Origin of the sequence: Shewanella sp. 5S214, assembly GCF_041439795.1 — a bacterium.
GTDB classification, from domain to species: Bacteria; Pseudomonadota; Gammaproteobacteria; order Enterobacterales; family Shewanellaceae; genus Shewanella; species Shewanella vesiculosa.
Window position 1 is genome coordinate 181426 of sequence record NZ_JBGOOV010000005.1, and the last position, 16447, is coordinate 197872.

The 16447-nt window shown below is 42.8% G+C and carries 14 protein-coding genes; 11 read left to right on the forward strand and 3 right to left on the reverse strand.

All coding sequences use genetic code 11. The annotated features are described in order from the left end of the window. Positions 1-167: 167 nt before the first annotated feature. From dapD to map, 3 genes are read right to left on the reverse strand one after another with little or no spacing between them, the layout of a single operon-like run. Complete coding sequence (dapD, locus tag ACED29_RS05210; protein WP_371697188.1) at positions 168-992, reverse strand: 2,3,4,5-tetrahydropyridine-2,6-dicarboxylate N-succinyltransferase; 825 nt, start codon at positions 990-992, stop codon at positions 168-170. A 52-nt stretch (positions 993-1044) separates the two neighbouring features. Further along, a complete protein-coding gene (gene glnD / locus ACED29_RS05215) occupies positions 1045-3618 on the reverse strand; it encodes a bifunctional uridylyltransferase/uridylyl-removing protein GlnD (RefSeq protein WP_182741744.1) in 2574 nt (857 codons plus the stop codon). Between the two features lie 23 nt (positions 3619-3641). Continuing rightward, positions 3642-4439 carry a type I methionyl aminopeptidase gene (gene map, locus ACED29_RS05220; protein WP_124016985.1) on the reverse strand — a complete coding sequence of 266 codons (798 nt, stop codon included), beginning with the start codon at positions 4437-4439 and terminating at the stop codon, positions 3642-3644. A gap of 350 nt (positions 4440-4789) precedes the next feature. On the opposite strand from map, the gene rpsB reads away from it, so the two are divergent. From rpsB to lpxD, 11 genes are all read left to right on the forward strand, one after another. Further along, entirely contained in the window at positions 4790-5518 is a 729-nt protein-coding gene (gene rpsB, locus ACED29_RS05225; protein WP_124016986.1) for a 30S ribosomal protein S2, read from the forward strand. Between the two features lie 117 nt (positions 5519-5635). Further along, positions 5636-6487, forward strand: coding sequence for a translation elongation factor Ts (gene tsf / locus ACED29_RS05230; protein WP_124016987.1), 852 nt, complete (start codon positions 5636-5638; stop codon positions 6485-6487). Between the two features lie 68 nt (positions 6488-6555). Continuing rightward, entirely contained in the window at positions 6556-7293 is a 738-nt protein-coding gene (gene pyrH / locus ACED29_RS05235) for a UMP kinase (protein WP_124016988.1), read from the forward strand. Between the two features lie 134 nt (positions 7294-7427). Next, a complete protein-coding gene (gene frr / locus ACED29_RS05240; RefSeq protein ID WP_220487623.1) occupies positions 7428-7970 on the forward strand; it encodes a ribosome recycling factor in 543 nt (180 codons plus the stop codon). Between the two features lie 81 nt (positions 7971-8051). Beyond that, positions 8052-8876, forward strand: a complete 825-nt coding sequence (uppS, locus tag ACED29_RS05245) for a polyprenyl diphosphate synthase (RefSeq protein ID WP_124016990.1) — start codon at positions 8052-8054, stop codon at positions 8874-8876. Between the two features lie 19 nt (positions 8877-8895). Then, positions 8896-9753, forward strand: a complete 858-nt coding sequence (locus ACED29_RS05250) for a phosphatidate cytidylyltransferase (protein WP_124016991.1) — start codon at positions 8896-8898, stop codon at positions 9751-9753. A 5-nt stretch (positions 9754-9758) separates the two neighbouring features. After that, complete coding sequence (gene ispC / locus ACED29_RS05255; RefSeq protein WP_371697189.1) at positions 9759-10949, forward strand: 1-deoxy-D-xylulose-5-phosphate reductoisomerase; 1191 nt, start codon at positions 9759-9761, stop codon at positions 10947-10949. Between the two features lie 12 nt (positions 10950-10961). Further along, complete coding sequence (gene rseP, locus ACED29_RS05260; RefSeq protein WP_371697190.1) at positions 10962-12332, forward strand: sigma E protease regulator RseP; 1371 nt, start codon at positions 10962-10964, stop codon at positions 12330-12332. Positions 12333-12363: 31 nt separating this feature from the next. After that, complete coding sequence (bamA, locus tag ACED29_RS05265) at positions 12364-14847, forward strand: outer membrane protein assembly factor BamA (RefSeq protein ID WP_182757184.1); 2484 nt, start codon at positions 12364-12366, stop codon at positions 14845-14847. 65 nt (positions 14848-14912) lie between these two features. Further along, a complete protein-coding gene (locus ACED29_RS05270) occupies positions 14913-15410 on the forward strand; it encodes an OmpH family outer membrane protein (RefSeq protein ID WP_124017027.1) in 498 nt (165 codons plus the stop codon). A gap of 5 nt (positions 15411-15415) precedes the next feature. Beyond that, on the forward strand, positions 15416-16441 hold the full coding sequence (gene lpxD, locus ACED29_RS05275; protein WP_124016994.1) for a UDP-3-O-(3-hydroxymyristoyl)glucosamine N-acyltransferase: 1026 nt from the start codon (positions 15416-15418) through the stop codon (positions 16439-16441). The last annotated feature ends 6 nt before the right edge of the window (positions 16442-16447 follow it).

Here is a 16447-nt window from a genome sequence, read left to right on the forward strand (position 1 = left end):
TACGCCGATGCATTAGCTTATTACAGATTTAATTCATCTAGGTTATTGATGAGAGTCGATGCTTTCTGTCAATTTGACTGGTTAAGTGAATTTGTTCAGTAAATATTATCAACGCAATAAAAAAGGCTCCTAGGAGCCTTTTATCTATTTATCGCTGTTGAGCAAGATTAATCAACAATACGTAATAGTTCATTAATACCCACTTTACCACGGGTTTTAGCATCGACTTTTTTAACAATAATGGCTGCATATAAACTGTATTTGCCGCAAGCTGATGGTAAATTACCTGATACTACAACCGAACCTGCTGGCACTCGACCATAATGTACTTCACCGGTTTCACGGTCGAAAATCCGTGTGCTTTGGCCAATGTAAACGCCCATTGAAATCACACTGCCTTCTTCAACCACCACACCCTCAACGATTTCGCTGCGAGCACCAATAAAGCAGTTATCTTCAATAATGGTTGGTCCGGCTTGTAATGGCTCTAATACACCACCAATACCCACACCACCTGAAAGATGAACGTTCTTACCTATCTGCGCACACGAACCTACCGTTGCCCATGTATCAACCATAGTGCCTTCATCAACATACGCACCTAAGTTAACGTAAGATGGCATTAATACGGTATTTTTACCGATAAATGACCCTTTACGAACGGTGGCTGGTGGCACAACGCGAATACCTTCAGCTTGAAAACGAGCTTGATCATAATCGGCAAATTTTTGTGGGACTTTGTCGAAATACTTAGTGTCGCCACCTTCAATCACGCCATTATCAAAAATGCGGAAAGACAGTAGCACCGCTTTTTTAAGCCATTGATGCACATGCCATTCGCCATCAATTTTCTCTGCAACACGTGCTTGGCCTTTATCGAGCATACTGATCACTGTCTCCACATCGGCGCGAACACTAGGTTCAACACTTGAAGGTGAGATGTCTTGACGTGTTTCGAATGCTGCTTCAATGCGTTGGCGTAAAGCCTCCATTGTTTTCTCCCGGTATTAAATGATTAGTAGCGTAAAAATTAAGGTTAAAAAATTAGTTAGATGATTTTAGCGCCAGTGTAAGCGCATCAGATAATTGTTGCTGCTGTTGCTCATCTAGGGCTGTCGCATTTTGGTTTTGTAAAATAAAGAAGTCTTCTGCACGTTCACCGATAGTGGTAATTTTTGCCGCTAACAGTGTAACGTTACAACGATAAAAGGTATCACCGACTTTGGCCAGCAGACCTGGCGTATCTAAGGTAATTAATTCCATCATACTTGTACCATGACGGGCACTGGGTAAGAAACTCACATGAGTCGCAACATTAAAAGGTTTCATGATCCGCGCTAATTTTCTAAATTTTGGTAATTTAGGGTTTTCACTGGCTAGGGCTTTTTCGAGCGCCTTGCGGATACTTTGAATGCGAGATAATTGTACAATAGGTTCGCCATCTTGTTCTAAAATAACAAAGGTGTCGAGTGCATAATTATCTTTTGATGTCATGATGTTGGCGTCATGAACATTAATGTTTTTATTGTCTAAAACGGTCATTACAGTAGCAAAAAGTTTTGGTTTATCTTTACTGTAGACGAACAGTTCAGTGCCACCACGAGTAGTATGTTTTGACATTAACACTAATGGATCATCGTGATGATGTTTTAAAATCGCTTCTGCATGCCAAGCAACTTGGGTTGGTTGATGACGTAAAAAATACTCCGACTTAAACCGTGACCACAGTGTATCCATGTCTTTTTCTTTCAACCCGCGGCGGATCAGTTCTTTTTTCGCTTTGGCTTGGATCTCTTGGACTCGTGCTTTTACGTCGATAGGTTTTTCTTTACCCCGAGCTAATACCCGTTGGGTGGCAAAATACAAATCCCGCAGCAATGATCCTTTCCAATTATTCCACGTTTTTTCATTGGTGGCGCAAATGTCGGCAACGGTAAGGCAGTACAAATAACTTAAATGCGCGGCATCGCGCACTTTTTCAGCAAACAGTGCTATGACCTCTGGATCTGAAATATCTCTTCGTTGCGCAGTGATCGACATTACCAGATGATTTTCAACTAACCATGCCACCAAACGTCCGTCGTGATCATTCATGCCATGCAATTTGCAAAAATCGATTGCATCTTTGGAGCCCAGTTTACTGTGATCACCGCCGCGGCCTTTGGCGATATCATGAAAAATGGCCCCGAGTACCAATAAGCCTTTTTTCGGTAATTGATTAATTAAGATGGCGCCCAGTGGGAATTCATCTTTTTGTTCTGCTTGTGAGAAACGTTCAATATTGAGCAGTAATCTGTGGGTGTGCTCATCAACGGTATAGGCATGAAATAAATCAAACTGCATCTGGCCTTCAATTTTGCGCCAGGCAGGTAGGTAAGACGATAAAATGCCGTGTCGATGCATTAATGAAAATGCCGCTATGCCGCGAGGATGTTTTAAGATCTCCATAAACACTTTACGACAGGCAGGGTTTTCTTGTAACGGTGTCGTTAACGCTCTACGGGCATTGCGTAATAACCTGAGAGTGGGCGCGTAGATTTCTTGAATATTAGAGTTTTTAGCCACCAACAGAAATAAGCGTAATATCTCTTCGTTGTGGAGACTAAATAAATCATCATCCAATACTTCGATGTAACGCCCGCGACGTTGGTAAACATCGCTAATAGGCTGTATCTCAAGCGCTTTTGTATGGCCCAAAGTCGCGCGCTTAAACAATTGCAACAGCATTTGATTGAGCTCCATCACGCGGCGCACCGTGCGATAATAGCGTTTCATCATTTGCTCAACAGCTAACTGAGTGGCATCTTCGTAACCTAATAAACTGGCTATTTGGCGTTGCAAGTCAAATAGTAGGCGGTTTTCGTTGCGATTAGCTGTGATGTGCAGGGCAAAGCGAATTTCCCACAGAAAATTTTGGCACTCAATGAGTTCGGCTAACTCTGCCGGTGACAAAAAATCGTATTCGACCAGTTCTTCTAATGTCGCCGCGTCAAAGTGGCGCATCGCGACCCAGGCTATGGTCTGAATATCGCGTAATCCGCCAGGGCAAGTTTTGATGTTAGGTTCTAAATCAAAGGCACTGGCTTTGCTGTGGCGTGCCGATTGTTCATCTTTTTTGGCGTTATAAAAGTCATATGAGGGCCAAAAGTCTTGTTGACGAATGGCGTCATATAATACGTCAAACAGAAATTCATTGCCGGTAAGCAATCTGGCTTCAATCAGATTCGTGGCAATGGTGATGTCTGACTTACCTTGTTCAATAGTTTGCGCTATGGTGCGAACACTGTGGCCTATTTCAAGCCCTGTATCCCAAAGGTAGGTAATAAATTGACTCAGCAGAGTTTCAGTTTCTGGCGATAATGGTTCATCGTCGACCAAAAACAGTAAGTCTACGTCTGAATGAGGGTGCAGCTCGCCGCGACCATAACCGCCAACAGCAACCAAGGCAATGTGGCCATTATTGAGGCCAAAATCTTGCCAAGTTTGTATGAGTAAAGCATCAACAAATTGACTACGGTGTTTAACAATATCAGCAATTGGGTGTTTTGCAGTGTACTGCTCAACTAAGCGCTGGTTTAGGTCAATTAATGTGTTTTTGGCGGCCAGCGCAGTATTCATTGATGTCCTTACTCTTTTAATTTTTAGTGATTAATAATACGAGGAAAGTCTTCTTCTTCACGCAAAGTTAACACTTCTACACCAGTTTGGGTCACTAAAAGCGTGTGTTCCCACTGTGCCGAATTTTTACTATCTGAGGTGGTGACGGTCCAATTATCACTTTTATTCAATACGGTGGTATGACGACCTGCATTGATCATCGGTTCAATCGTAAAGCACATCCCTGGTCTTAGCACGGTTTTATCATTATTTTTATAATGAACAACTTGAGGCTCTTCGTGGAATCCTGTGCCAATACCATGACCACAATAATCTTGCACGATGGAATACTTATCAAGCCCTGTTTTACTTGTTTTGATGAATTTTTCGATAGTCGTGCCAATTTCGCCTAATTTTAACCCAGGACGCACTTTGCGAATGGCTAAATATAAGCTTTCTTGGGCAATGCGGCTTAAACGTTTGTCTTTTGCTGACACTTCACCAATCAGAAACATTTTAGAGGTATCACCATGATAACCGTCTTTAATAACCGTAATATCGAGGTTAATCATGTCGCCTTCTTTTAACACGTAGTCAGAAGGAATACCGTGGCAGACGACTTCGTTTACCGAGGTACAAATAGACTTTGGAAATCCGTGATAATTCAGTGGTGCAGAGATAGCACCTTGCTCTTCGGTATATTTAGCACAAATGTCATTTAATTCATTTGTGGTGACTCCAGCCTTAACATATGGAGCGACTATTTCTAAGACTTGCGCTGCTAATTTACCCGCTGCGCGCATTTTTTCTATTTCGTCTGCATTTTTGATCACTATACTCATGAAAACTCTCTATCTTTTGACGGTCAAAATAGGCATGTTTTATCCAAGGATTTTACGGCAAAAATTTGTATTTACTTGCCGTTTATGGTATAAAGCGCGCCGTTATGTGTAAGTTCGTTGTTGTACGGTTCGAGTAAATATAATGTCAATCGACGCTTTTTAAGCGAGATGTACATCATGTTCGGCAAATCGTAAAATATGGCGGCTATTATACATGGCAATTAACTTAAATACTAAATCACACACGTATCGACACATTTTTCGGGGTGCTTTCTCATTCTTAACGGAAGTTAGAAAGTCGAAAACATGGGATGCGTGGAGGTCTAACCCCTTACATTAAGGTATATACAATGACTACTGTTACAATGCGCGAAATGCTACAAGCTGGTGTTCACTTCGGTCACCAAACTCGTTACTGGAACCCAAAGATGAAGCCTTTCATCTTCGGTGCTCGTAATGGTGTACACATCATTAACCTTGAGCATACAGTACCAATGTTCAACGAAGCTCTAGCTTTCATTAGCAACATTGCTTCTAAGAAAGGTAAAGTATTATTCGTAGGTACTAAGCGCGCTGCTGGCGAAGCCATCAAAGCATCTGCACTTTCTTGTGATCAGTACTATGTTGATCACCGTTGGTTAGGCGGCATGTTAACCAACTGGAAAACTGTTCGTCAGTCAATCAAGCGTCTTAAAGAGCTAGAAAGCCAGTCTGTAGACGGTACTTTCGACAAGTTAACTAAGAAAGAAGCGTTAATGCGTTCACGCGAATTAGACAAATTAGAAAAGTCTTTAGGCGGAATTAAAAACATGGGCGGTTTACCTGACGTATTATTCGTTATCGGTGCTGACCATGAGCATATTGCTATTAAAGAAGCTAACAACCTAGGTATCCCAGTTGTTGCAGTTGTTGATACCAACTCTGCACCAGACGGTGTTAACTATATCGTTCCTGGTAACGATGACGCTATGCGTGCTATCCGTTTGTACACTTCTTCTGTTGCTGCAGCTGCTAACGCTGGCCGTGGTCAAGATTTAGCTGTTCAAGCAGAGCAAGACGGTTTCGTAGAAGCTGTTTAATAAGGCGTGATGCTTAGCATCCCCCTTATTTGCCAATAAGATAATTGGTGAACAGGGGCCTATTGGCCCCTGTTTTATAAATGCAATATTAGACGAATTAAATTAGAGGATTTAACAATGGCGATTACTGCTGCCCAAGTTAAAGAACTTCGTGACCGCACTGGCGCTGGCATGATGGACTGTAAGAATGCACTGACTGAAACTGACGGTGACATCGAACTAGCGATTGATAACATGCGTAAAAGCGGCGCTGCGAAGGCTGCTAAAAAAGCAGGTAACATCGCTGCTGACGGTACAATTCTAATCAAGAATGGCGAAGGTTTCGCTGCACTATTAGAAGTTAACTGCCAAACTGACTTCGTTGCAAAAGATTCAAACTTCTTAGCATTTGCTAACGCAGTGTTAGACGTTGCTGCTGCATCTAAAGTGACTATTGAAGAGTTAAAAACACAGTTTGAAGAAACTCGTGTTGCTCTAGTGACTAAAATCGGCGAAAACATCAACGTTCGTCGCGTTGAGTACATCGACGGTGCAAACCTAGCTTCTTACCGCCACGGTGAGCGCATTGGTGTTGTTGTAGCCGGTGAAGCTGATGAAGAAACATTGAAGCACATCGCAATGCATGTTGCTGCTTCTAAGCCAGATTTCGTCAACCCTGAAGATGTTCCTGCTGAACTTGTAGAAAGAGAGCAAGCACTTCAAATCGAAATCGCGATGAATGAAGGCAAGCCTGCTGACATCGCTGAGAAGATGGTTGTTGGTCGTATGAAGAAGTTCACTGGTGAGATCTCTCTTACTGGTCAAGCTTTCATCATGGAACCAAAGAAAACTGTTGGCGAAGTACTGAAATCTAAAGGCGCAACAGTAACTAACTTCGTACGTTTAGAAGTTGGTGAAGGTATCGAGAAGAAGGCAGAAGATTTTGCTGCTGAAGTAGCTGCGCAAATTGCTGCTACTAAAAAAGCGTAATCGCTTTTATCTAAATACCCTAAGACCGCAGCAACCGCTGCGGTTTTGTTATGATCAGGATGAAAATTATGAGCACCAATCCAAAACCAGCGTTTAGACGCATTCTGCTTAAATTAAGCGGTGAAGCATTAATGGGTGAAGAAGGCTTCGGCATTGACCCTAAAGTACTTGATCGTATGGCTCAAGAAGTGAAAGAGCTTGTTGAACTTGGTATCCAAGTTGGCGTGGTTATTGGTGGTGGTAATCTGTTTCGTGGTGAAGGCTTAGCAAAAGCTGGTATGAACCGCGTGGTGGGCGATCACATGGGTATGTTAGCAACCGTAATGAATGGCTTAGCCATGCGTGATGCCTTGCACCGTGCATATGTTAATGCTCGTCTTATGTCTGCTATCCCGCTTAAAGGTGTGTGTGATGATTACACCTGGACAGAAGCAATTAGTTTATTAAAGTCTGGCCGAGTAGTGATTTTTGCTGCGGGTACGGGTAATCCTTTTTGTACAACTGATTCTGCAGCCTGTTTACGTGGTATTGAGATTGAAGCTGAAGTGGTATTAAAAGGCACTAAAGTCGATGGTGTATACTCTGCTGACCCAATGAAAGATCCTGAAGCGGTTAAATATGACGCACTTAGTTATGCTGAAGTTCTTGAATCAGAATTTAAAGTAATGGATCTTGCTGCATTTACTATGGCTCGTGATCATAATATGCCTATTCTGGTATTCAATATGAATAAGCCAGGAGCACTTCGCCGCGTGATTATGGGTGAGAGAGAAGGTACGATTATTAGCAGTAAACAATCTGCTTAATCACAGACACAGAAAATATTTACATTATATCATTTAACTGTTTGAGCGGTTTTATTGCATGTGTCATTCTTAGGCTAATGCTCAAACACACGTGAATTTGTGACAAAAAGGAAACTATTGTGATTGATACTATTATGTTAGATGCGCAAGAGCGCATGGGTAAATGTGTAGATGCGACTAAAAATCAAATGGCGAAAGTTCGCACCGGTCGCGCACACCCAAGTTTATTAGATTCTATCCAAGTGTCTTGTTACGGCTCTATGTCACCGCTTAAGCAAGTGGCAAACGTAGGCGTAGAAGATTCTCGTACCTTAACGGTTAGTGTGTTCGATAGAACTATGGTTCAAGCGGTAGAGAAAGCTATTATGAGCTCTGACTTGGGCTTAAACCCAATGACAGCGGGTGCTACTTTGCGTATTCCATTACCTTCGTTAACTGAAGAACGTCGTAAAGACTTCATCAAAGTGGTACGTAACGAAGCTGAAAACGGCCGAATTGCGATTCGCAACGTTCGTCGTGATGCTATTAGTGAAGTTAAGAAGCTTGAAAAAGCCAAAGAATGCACAGAAGATGATGTACGTCGTAGTGAAGATGAGGTGCAAAAGCATACTGATGCATCAATCAAAAATATTGATCAGATCTTAGCAGCGAAAGAAAAAGAGTTGATGGAAGTATAATCTGTCAATTTAGACGCTAGAGTTAACACGCCGTGTAAGGGTATACTACACGGCGTTTGTTTTTATAAAGGATTGTCGTAGATGTCGTCTACAGTTGAGTTTGGATCAGACCCTAAAGCCGATTCGGAGCATATGACTTCGCAAGTTTTGCCGGGACAATTATCTGATGTAGTAAAACAATCTCTGCCCAAGCATGTTGCGATTATTATGGATGGTAATGGCCGCTGGGCGCAACTGCAGGGTAAAGCTCGGGTTTTTGGTCACAAAGCAGGTGTTAAAGCGGTGCGCCGTGCAGTTAGCACAGCAAGTCAACTGGGTATTGAATCATTAACCTTGTTTGCTTTCTCCAGTGAAAATTGGCGCCGACCAGATAAAGAAGTCAGTTTGTTGATGGAACTGTTTTTTACCGTGTTACATCGTGAATTAAAATTGCTCGACAAAAACCAAGTTAGGCTCAATATTATTGGTGACACGAGTCGTTTCTCGACTCGTTTGCAGAAACAAATTGCCGCAGCCCAAGAGAAAACCACCAACAATACTGGATTGATATTAAATGTGGCGGCGAACTATGGTGGCCGTTGGGATATCTTACAAGCTGCACAGAAATTAGCCGAAAAAGTGGAAAGTGGTGAAATCAGCAGCAGTCAGATGACCGAAGAGGCCTTAAATGAACATTTGTGCATGCAAAATCAGAGCGAAGTTGATTTAATGATCCGTACTGGCGGTGATTACCGCATTAGTAATTTTGTTTTATGGCAGGCCGCTTATGCCGAATTGGTGTTTACTGACACCTTATGGCCTGATTTTGATGAGCGAGCATTTCGCGATGCTATTGCCATTTTTGCCAGTCGGCAGCGCCGTTTTGGTTTGACCGGGAGTCAAATTGAAGAGATACGCGCAATATAAATATTAAGAGGATTAGTTTTTGCTAAAACAACGAATAATAACAGCATTGTGGTTAATCCCAATTGTACTCGGAGCAATATTTTTACTCCCAGCAAATATTTTTGCTTGGGTGTTAGTTCCAGTGTTTTTAATTGCAGCAAAAGAGTGGGGCAGTTTTATTGACCCAAGCTGTAACGTTACGCAGTGGTCTTTTACTGCAACACTGGGCTTGTTACTTATCGCGCTTAATTTGGCGGTACCAATTGATGTGTTGTGGTTTAAAGGGCAATTACACCCTATGTACCTCGCCATCATCACCATTGGAGTATTTTGGTGGATAGTGAGCAGTGCATTGGTGTTCAGTTTCCCCAAAAGCGCCAAAATATGGAAAGACAGCCCAATGCTGAAATCCATGTTTGGTCAGTTAACGCTTATTCCGTGCTTTGCTTCATTGATTGCCCTCAAATCGTTAAGCAGCAATGTGCATCCGTATTATGGCGGTGCTTTAGTGTTTATCGTCATGTTAGTGGTTTGGGCTACCGATACTGGAGCTTATTTCGCTGGCCGTAAGTTAGGTAAGCGTAAATTAATGCCAAGCGTCAGTCCTGCTAAAACCCTTGAGGGTTTAGTTGGTGGCTTGGTGACCACTATGGTTGTGGTCGCGGGTATTATGTATGTTGCCCCAGAGCAAGAACTGGGTTTACTTGTTGTAGTTACCTTAATTACAGCACTTGCATCTGCATTTGGCGACTTGTCTGAGAGTATGTTTAAACGTGCAGCCAATATCAAAGACTCTGGCACCATTTTACCCGGACACGGTGGGATTTTAGATCGCATCGACAGTCTAACGGCTGCATTACCTGTATTTACGTTTATCTACATAGCTATGTGGATGTGATGCCAATGCAAAATATGGTGATTTTAGGGGCGACAGGCTCGATTGGTGCAAGCACCTTAAGTGTGGTGGCAAACAATCCTGCTGATTTTCATGTGTATGGATTAGTGGCTAATACCAGCGTGCATAACATGCTGGCTCTGTGTATCAGTCATCAACCTGAATATGCTCACATGGTCGATGAGCGCGCCGCTATGGAGCTTAAGTCGTTATTGCCGAGCAACTGTATTACTCAAGTGACAACCGGTGCTGAGGCGTTAAACGCCTTAGTGACCGACAGTCGAACCGATACCGTGATGGCGGCCATTGTTGGTGCGGCGGGTTTAGTGCCAACATTTGATGCTGTTAAAGCTGGCAAAAGGGTGTTGTTAGCCAACAAAGAAGCCTTAGTGATGTCGGGTGAGTTATTTATGCACACGGCAAAAACATCGGGCGCAATTGTGTTACCTGTCGACAGCGAACACAATGCAATTTTCCAGTGTTTACCCACACAAGTTCAAGCCCAATTAGGTTACTGTGATTTAGCCGCTTCAGGTATTGCTCATATTTTATTAACAGGTTCCGGTGGGCCATTTCTAAACACCGATTTAACCACGTTAAGTGCGATGACGCCGACTCAGGCGTGTAATCACCCCAACTGGTCTATGGGCCCTAAAATCTCTGTTGATTCCGCCACTATGATGAACAAAGGCTTAGAGTTTATTGAAGCTCGCTGGTTGTTTAATACTCAAGCTGAGCAACTGAAAGTGGTGATTCATCCTCAAAGTCTCATTCATTCTATGGTGCAATACCGAGATGGCTCTGTTATTGCGCAAATGGGCAACCCCGATATGCGTACGCCGATTGCTCATTGTATGAGCTATCCGCAAAGAATTGACGCTGGCGTTGAACCTTTGGATTTTTTCAAAGTCGGACAATTAAGCTTTTGTGAACCTGACTTTGACCGTTTTCCCTGTTTACGCTTAGCGATGCAGGCTTGCGAGCAAGGGCAAGAAGCCACTACTGTGCTGAACGCAGCGAATGAAGTCGCTGTTGATGCGTTTTTAAAAGGCCAGATCCGCTTCACTGATATTGCCAATGTAAATGCTCGCTGTTTAGAACTGGTACAACAGACGCGCTTAGCGAGTATTGACGATATATTACAGCTTGATGCTCAAACCCGTGCGACAGCAATGTCTGCCATTAAAGCACTTAATTAGTTCAGGGAAATAATGATAGATTTTTTGTGGAGCCTAGGCTCTTTTATTGTTGCATTAGGTATTTTGATTACCGCACATGAGTACGGACACTTTTGGGTTGCCCGTCGCTGTGGTGTCAAAGTAGAGCGCTTCTCTATTGGCTTTGGTAAAGCAATTTGGCGAAAAGTCGGTAAAGACGGAACTGAATATGTGGTTGCGATGATACCACTGGGTGGCTATGTCAAAATGCTCGATGAGCGTGTTGAAGAGGTCCCCGCCGAGTTAGTTGATCAAGCGTTTAACCGTAAAACTGTATGGCAACGGATTGCGATTGTGTCAGCTGGCCCTATCGCTAACTTTATTTTTGCTTTTGCAGCCTTGTATCTCATGTACCTTATTGGCACTCCGTCGATTAAGCCTGTGATTGATACTACTAAATTAGACAGTCCTGCCAGTGTTATTCAATTGGTTGAGCCGCAACAGATTATCGCGGTGTCAGGACAAAAAGTGCGCACTTGGGAAGAGGTTAACTTGGCCCTAGTGGGGCATATTGGTGATGACAGTATTGAATTAACCTTGGCGTCACTACCTGAGTTATCAGGGATGGACATGCCAGTTCGCACGTTCAAGCTCGATACGCGTAACTGGGTATTTGATCCTGAAAAAGAATCACCGATTACGGCTCTTGGATTAGGCATTTTTCGCCCGGGTATAGATCCAACTATAGCAGCAGTGAGCAAAGACAGCGCAGCTGAGCAAGCAGGCATTATTGCTGGCGATAAACTGGTCAACATTAACGGTTCACAATACAGCGATTGGAATGCGTTTGTTGATGTGATACAAAGCTCTGCTAACAAAAATATTAATATGACATTGCTGCGCCAAGGCGAACTTATCAATGTTGATGTTGTGCCAAAAGCACAACAAGATCCTGAAGGTAAGACTATCGGGATTGTCGGAATTAGCCCAACTCAAGCTCCATGGCCTGATAATATGCGCTTTGAACTTGAGTATGGCATAGTAGATTCTGTTGTCGCTGCAGCTGATAAAACATCGCAACTTGTTGTGGTCAGCTTCAAGATGATTGGAAAATTATTTACCGGCGATGTGTCGGTGAAAAATCTTAGTGGTCCTATTTCTATTGCACAGGGCGCAGGCGCCAGTGCGAGTTACGGTTTAGTGTACTTTCTAGGATTTATCGCGCTCATCAGCGTTAACTTAGGCATTATCAACTTAATGCCTTTGCCAGTGCTCGATGGTGGACACTTGCTGTATTACTTTATTGAAGTGATTACTGGTAAGCCTGTACCCGAAAAGGTTCAGGAAATAGGTTTCAGGTTTGGCGCAGCTTTGCTGCTAATGTTGATGGGCGTAGCCTTATTCAATGATTTTGCCCGACTCTGAGCAAGGACAGACTAATAATTAGAAGTGCTCTATGAGATTTAATAAAATTTTTGCCTCGATGTTATTCGTCGGCGCGTCTTTTTCAGGGAATGGTTGGGCAGAGTCTTTCCAACCTTTTGAAGTGACCGACATCCAAGTAGAAGGTTTGCAACGAGTTGCTCTCGGTGCAGCACTATTGAGTTTACCTGTGAAAGTAGGTGACACGGTAGATGAAGTTAAATTACAGCAAGCGATTAAGAGCCTATACGGTTCAACCAATTTTGAAAACATCAGTGTCAGTCATGAAGACGGTATACTTTTTGTAACGGTTAAAGAGCGTCCAACTATCAGTATTATCTCGTTTGAAGGTAATAAAGATATTAAAGACGAACAGTTACAAGAAAGTCTTGACGGTTCTGGTGTTAAAGCGGGCGAGTCACTTGATAGAACCATGTTGACAGGCATTGAAAAAGGCCTGCAAGATTTCTATTACGGTGTGGGTAAGTATGGGGCTAAAGTTGAAGCGCAAATCATCAACTTACCGCGTAATCGTGTTGAGCTTAAGTTTAAATTTACCGAAGGGTTAGCGGCTGAAATCCGTCAAATCAACGTGGTAGGTAATACTGTGTTCTCAGATTCTGAGATCATCAGCATGCTGGAACTCAAAGATTATGTGGCTTGGTGGGATTTGTTTGGCGAGCGTCGCTATCAAAAGCAAAAGCTACAAGCCGACTTAGAAACCATCAAAACCTATTACCATAACCAAGGTTATATTCGTTTTGAAGTCACCTCAACACAAGTGGCGATGACACCGGACCGTAAAGGTTTGTACATCACTATCAATGTTAATGAAGGTGAAAAGTATAAAGTAAAAGAAGTTAACTTAATTGGTGACCTTATGGGCCGCGAAGAGTTAATGAAAGCTATTTTACCGATCAAAGCGGGTAATATGTACAACGGTGCCGATGTCACATTCACCGAAGAAATGTACAGTAAATACCTGGGCCGTTTTGGTTATGCTTATCCGGAAGTGAAAACTTACCCTGAAATTAATGATGACACCAAAGAAGTGGTGCTTAACATTAATGTTAAACCGGGTAAACGCGTTTATGTTCGCTCAATTAACTTCACCGGTAACACGGTTACCAAAGATGAAGTTATGCGTCGTGAACTTCGTCAAATGGAAGGGGCATGGTTAAACTCAGCCCAAATTGAGCAGTCTAAACTTCGCCTTAACCGTTTAGGTTATTTTGAAACGGTTGATGCAGAAACGATTCAAGTGCCGGGCAGTGACGATTTAGTTGATGTTGCAGTGACCGTAAAAGAACAGCCGTCGGGTTCGTTTAACGCGGGTGTCGGTTATGGTACTGAATCTGGCGTGAGTTTGCAGTTTGGCGTTGAGCAAAACAACTTCCTTGGCACAGGTAACCAAGCGGGTATTAGTATTAACACTAATAAATATTCCCGTAGCGCTAACTTGTCTTTCACTGACCCTTATTTCACCAAAGATGGTGTTAGTTTAGGTGGTAGCGTTTACTGGAACGAGTTTGATGCTAACCAGGCTAACCTTGAACGCTATAAGAATAAATCTTATGGTGTGGCGTTAAACTCAGGCTTCCCGATCAACGAATATAACCGTTTGAACGGTGGTATTGGTTATCGTCATAATACCATTTCAGAAATCTCTGCTTATGAACAAGCATTGCGTTTCTACAATGTGTATCGTGAAACGGACGATCCAAATTCAGACTTAAGTTTTGATAACTTTGAATTGAATGCTGGTTGGTACCGTAGCACACTTAACCGTGGTACGTTCCCTACAGATGGTTCATCGCAACGTTTAAGCGGTAAAATGACGGTTCCGGGTTCTGACTTGCAGTACTTTAAAACGGATTTTGATACCAATTTCTACTTCCCGCTGACACCTCAGCATGGGTTTGTATTATTGGCTCGCGCCCGTTTAGGTTACTCAAACGGTTATGGTCAATATAACGACAATGACCAAATCTTACCGTTCTGGGAAAACTACTATTCAGGTGGTAGCAGTTCGTTACGTGGCTTCAAGTCAAATTCTGTCGGTCCACGCTCGTTCTATTTATACCGTGGTAGTGAGCAATGTGCGCCTGATGTTTCTGGTGATGGTTGTAGCTTACCTGGTGACCCAAATACGATTCAGGTCAGTTCAGGTCGCTCAATTGGTGGTAATGCTATTGCAACCGCAAGCTTTGAAATGATCGTTCCAACGCCATTCCTTGATGAAGCTTACACCAACTCAGTGCGGACCAGTTTCTTCGTGGATGCCGGTAACGTGTGGGATACAGAGTTTGATTATGAATCTTATCGAAATCTGCCTGCGGATCAGTTCTCTAAGTTAGAAGATTATAGTGATCCAGCTCGTTTACGTGCCTCATGGGGTATGAGCGTTCAGTGGCTATCGCCAATGGGTCCTATGGTATTCAGTTTAGCTTGGCCGCTGAAAGAATACGCAGATGATGAGACAGAGATTTTCTCGTTCAATATTGGCAAAACGTTCTAAAACAAATACACTCGGCAAGTTTTGCTGACAACAACAAGTTCAACAAGGAGTCTACTTTGAAAAAGATGGTAAATCGCGCATTAATTACATTGGCATTGTTTGCTACCCCTATGCTAGTTCAAGCAGAAAAGCTTGCTGTAGTGGATATGGGTCAAGTGTTCGAGCAGTTGCCACAGCGCGAACAAATTTCTAAATCGTTAAAAGCTGAGTTTGGTGATCGTGTTGCTGAAGTCCAAAAAATGCAAGAAGACATGCGTTCTATGGTTGAAAAGCAACAACGTGATGGCGCGTTAATGAGCGACACACAAAAAACTGAATTAGTCCGTAAAATGGAATCATTGAAATCTGAATTCCAACTGAAAGGCAAAGCTTTAGACGAAGACATGCGTCGCCGTCAAGGTGAAGAGCAGAACAAGCTATTAGTTCAAGTTCAAAAAGCAATTAATACCATTGCTGGTAAAGAAAACTACGACATGGTTCTTCAACGTGGCGCGGTAATTTTTGTTAAGCCAGAAGCTGATATTAGCAGCAAAGTGGTAGAAGCCTTAAGCAAAGGCAAATAATAAGTATGCAAAAAGTGACTTTAAAAGAGCTTAGCCAATTATTGGGTGCAACAGTCAAAGGTGACGATACGCTGGAAATTACTAGTGTGGCCACTCTTGAACATGCAGTCCAAGGCCAACTCTCTTTTTTAGCCAATAGTAAATACCGTGCAATGCTTGAGGCAACTCAAGCTAGCGCGGTTTTACTTAGCGAAAAAGAAGCAAGCAATTATCAAGGTAATGCCCTAATTGTCAGTGACCCTTATGTTGGGTTCGCTCGCGTGGCGCAATTACTTGATACCACACCAAAAGAAAGCCTTGGTATCCATCCTTCAGCCCAAATAGAAGCCTCAGCCATTATTGGTGACGGTGTTGCGATTGGTGCAAATGCGGTGATTGGTGCCAATGTTATTTTAGGTGAAAATGTTCAGATTGGTCCAGGTTGTGTGATCGGTGAAACCAGTATTATTGGTTCAGATACACGTCTTTGGGCGAATGTAACGATTTATCATGATGTGCATATTGGTCACCACTGTATCGTTCATTCAGGCTCTGTTATTGGTTCTGATGGTTTTGGTTATGCCAATGAACGCGGTAATTGGATTAAAATCCCTCAAACAGGTGGTGTACGTATTGGCAATCATGTGGAAATTGGCGCATGTACCAGTATTGACCGTGGCGCGCTGTCGCATACCGAGATTCATGATGGTGTGATTATCGACAATCAAGTTCAAATTGCCCATAATGTTGTTATTGGACAAAATACCGCGATGGCGGGTGGTTCCATCATTGCAGGTAGTTCTACTATCGGTAAATACTGCATTATTGGTGGTGGTAGTGCTGTTGCAGGACACCTTAGTATTGTGGATGGTGTCCATGTCTCTGGCGGTACCAATATAACGAGTATTATTCGCGAGAAAGGCGTGTATTCATCTGCTACAGTTGCCATGGAAAACAAACTTTGGCGTCGAAATACTGTGCGTTTCCGCCAACTAGATGATTTATTTAGTCGAGTGAAAAATCTCGAGAAAAGTGCTAAGGGCACAGAATAATTGTAA

What these genes read in the sequence shown, in the direction of transcription:
- rseP (WP_371697190.1), top strand. Translation starts at nt 10,962, where the DNA reads ATGATAGATTTTTTGTGGAGCCTAGGCTCTTTTATTGTTGCATTAGGT.
- rpsB (WP_124016986.1), top strand. Translation starts at nt 4,790, where the DNA reads ATGACTACTGTTACAATGCGCGAAATGCTACAAGCTGGTGTTCACTTC.
- pyrH (WP_124016988.1), top strand. Translation starts at nt 6,556, where the DNA reads ATGAGCACCAATCCAAAACCAGCGTTTAGACGCATTCTGCTTAAATTA.
- ACED29_RS05270 (WP_124017027.1), top strand. Translation starts at nt 14,913, where the DNA reads ATGGTAAATCGCGCATTAATTACATTGGCATTGTTTGCTACCCCTATG.
- frr (WP_220487623.1), top strand. Translation starts at nt 7,428, where the DNA reads ATGTTAGATGCGCAAGAGCGCATGGGTAAATGTGTAGATGCGACTAAA.
- map (WP_124016985.1), bottom strand. Translation starts at nt 4,439, where the DNA reads ATGAGTATAGTGATCAAAAATGCAGACGAAATAGAAAAAATGCGCGCA.
- ispC (WP_371697189.1), top strand. Translation starts at nt 9,759, where the DNA reads ATGCAAAATATGGTGATTTTAGGGGCGACAGGCTCGATTGGTGCAAGC.
- tsf (WP_124016987.1), top strand. Translation starts at nt 5,636, where the DNA reads ATGGCGATTACTGCTGCCCAAGTTAAAGAACTTCGTGACCGCACTGGC.
- uppS (WP_124016990.1), top strand. Translation starts at nt 8,052, where the DNA reads ATGTCGTCTACAGTTGAGTTTGGATCAGACCCTAAAGCCGATTCGGAG.
- dapD (WP_371697188.1), bottom strand. Translation starts at nt 992, where the DNA reads ATGGAGGCTTTACGCCAACGCATTGAAGCAGCATTCGAAACACGTCAA.
- bamA (WP_182757184.1), top strand. Translation starts at nt 12,364, where the DNA reads ATGAGATTTAATAAAATTTTTGCCTCGATGTTATTCGTCGGCGCGTCT.
- glnD (WP_182741744.1), bottom strand. Translation starts at nt 3,618, where the DNA reads ATGAATACTGCGCTGGCCGCCAAAAACACATTAATTGACCTAAACCAG.
- lpxD (WP_124016994.1), top strand. Translation starts at nt 15,416, where the DNA reads ATGCAAAAAGTGACTTTAAAAGAGCTTAGCCAATTATTGGGTGCAACA.